The 1,782-nt window shown below is 72.6% G+C and carries 3 protein-coding genes; all 3 read left to right on the top strand.

Features of this window, described 5'->3' with window-relative positions; translation table 11 throughout:
• Window positions 1-29 precede the first annotated feature (29 nt).
• A complete protein-coding gene (locus WA805_RS20415) occupies window positions 30-134 on the top strand; it encodes a DUF6412 domain-containing protein (protein WP_422288132.1) in 105 nt (34 codons plus the stop codon).
• Between the two features lie 75 nt (window positions 135-209).
• Window positions 210-1,019: a YidC/Oxa1 family membrane protein insertase gene (locus WA805_RS20420; RefSeq protein ID WP_425243121.1), complete on the top strand. Its 810-nt coding sequence runs from the start codon at window positions 210-212 to the stop codon at window positions 1,017-1,019.
• Window positions 1,003-1,782 (top strand): GNAT family N-acetyltransferase (locus tag WA805_RS20425; protein ID WP_425243122.1); only part of this gene is annotated, 780 nt, incomplete at its 3' end. The genes WA805_RS20420 and WA805_RS20425, both read left to right, overlap by 17 nt.

The following is a 1,782-nucleotide window of genomic DNA, read 5'->3' on the forward strand; positions in this document are numbered from 1 at the left end:
GCCTTCCCGTCACCCGCCGCGTCGCGGCGCTGCGGGACAAGTCGTGGCGCGTCGCCTTCCTGCCGCAGCGCGACCCCGACGCGCGGGGCCGAAGCAGACCCAGAGCTCCTACGGCGGCCCAAGCGGCCGCCTAATCTCGCCGACCTGATCGCCTGATCGCGGCCGCTTTCCAGCAAACTCATCCCTCTTCGCTGGAAGGTCGCTTCGTCATGACTGCTGTCTTCGGCGTCCCCGTGGACGCCGCGTATCACCTCGTTCTCGCCCTCACCAACGTCCTCAGCCCCGCTCTCGGCGCCCTCGCCGCCGTCGCCGCCATCGTCGTGTTCACCATGGCGATCCGGCTGCTCCTGACCCCGCTCAGCTTCCGCGCGCTGCGCGGGCAGGCCGCCATGACCAGGCTGGCGCCGCAGATCCAGGAACTGCGCAAACGCTACGGCCGCCAGCCGGAGCGGCTGCAGCGCGAGCTGACCGCGCTGTACGCGCGGGAAGGAACGAGCCTGCTCGCCGGGTTCGTGCCGCTGCTGGCGCAGTGGCCGGTGTTCAGCGTGCTGTACCTGCTCTTCAGGTCCCCGACCGTGGCAGGAGGGCCGAACAGCCTGCTGTCCCATGACCTGTTCGGCGTGCCGCTCGGCGGGCACTGGCTGAGCGGCGGGGGCGCTGGGCTCGCGACGGCTGGCCTGCACGCCGCCGTGTTCCCCGCCGTGCTCGCGATCCTGGCGCTGATCTGCTGGCTGTCCGCGGTCGTGGCGCGCCAGATGACCGCCGGGCCCGCGTCTGCCGCGTCCGGTATGGGCGGCGCGGCGGGGCTGCTCACCAAGGTGCTGCCGTACATCACGGTGGTGATCGCCGCGTTCGCGCCGCTGGCCGCGGCCGTGTACCTGGTGGTGTCGGTCAGCTGGAGCGTCGGCGAACGGCGGGTGTTCGCCGCGCGTTCGCGGCGCCGCCTGGCCTCTGGACCCGGGGGTGGCGATCAGCCGCGCGCGGCCAATACGCTCGGAGACCGTGCCCAGCGATCGTAATGGCGTCCCGTTCCCGCCCGTCCGCCGTCTGCGCCCTGACGACCTGCGGCACTGCGTGCGCCTGTCGGTCGACCGCGGCTGGCTGCCGGAGAAGGCCAAGTGGTCGCTGCTGCTCGAGGTGTCCGAGGTCTTCGGCATCGACGCGCCGGACGGTGGGGACCGCGACGGTGGCGACGGCACGGACGGCGGGGACGGCGCGCTGGCCGGCGCGGTAGTGCTGACCAGGTATGGCGCGGACCTGGCCTCGGTGGGCATGATGCTGGTCGCGGCGCGGTACGGCCGCATGGGACTCGGCCGCGCCCTGATGGAGCACCTGCTCGCCGAGGCCGGGGACGCCACGGTCACGCTGTTCGCCACCGACCTCGGCAAGCCGCTGTACGACAAGCTCGGCTTCCGGACGATCCGCCGGAGCGCGGCGTTCACGGGACCGTTCCGCGCCGATCCGTTCCGCACCGATCCGTTCCGCGCCGAGCCCGCCGTCACTACCGCCACGGCTGATAACAGCAAGATGCGGACACGCCCGGCCGCGGCAGCGGACATGGCGTCGATCATCGATGTCGATAAGGCGGCTTTTGGTGCCGACCGGAGCCGCCTGCTCCGGCGGCTGCCCGCGTTCGCCGGGCAGCTCCTGGTCCTCGAGACAGGTCGTAGCATCGCCGGTTTCGCCGCCGCCTGGCAGAACCACACGTCCACGGTCATCGGCCCCGTCGTCGCCCCCGACGGCGCGGCCGCCCGACGGCTGATCGGCGACCTGGCCGCGGGA

Origin of the sequence: Trebonia sp. (genome assembly GCF_049794275.1) — a bacterium.
Classification (GTDB): domain Bacteria; phylum Actinomycetota; class Actinomycetes; order Streptosporangiales; family Streptosporangiaceae; genus Trebonia.

Excerpts from the sequence above, each read along its gene's own strand:
- WA805_RS20420 (WP_425243121.1), top strand. The coding sequence starts at position 210 with ATGACTGCTGTCTTCGGCGTCCCCGTGGACGCCGCGTATCACCTCGTT.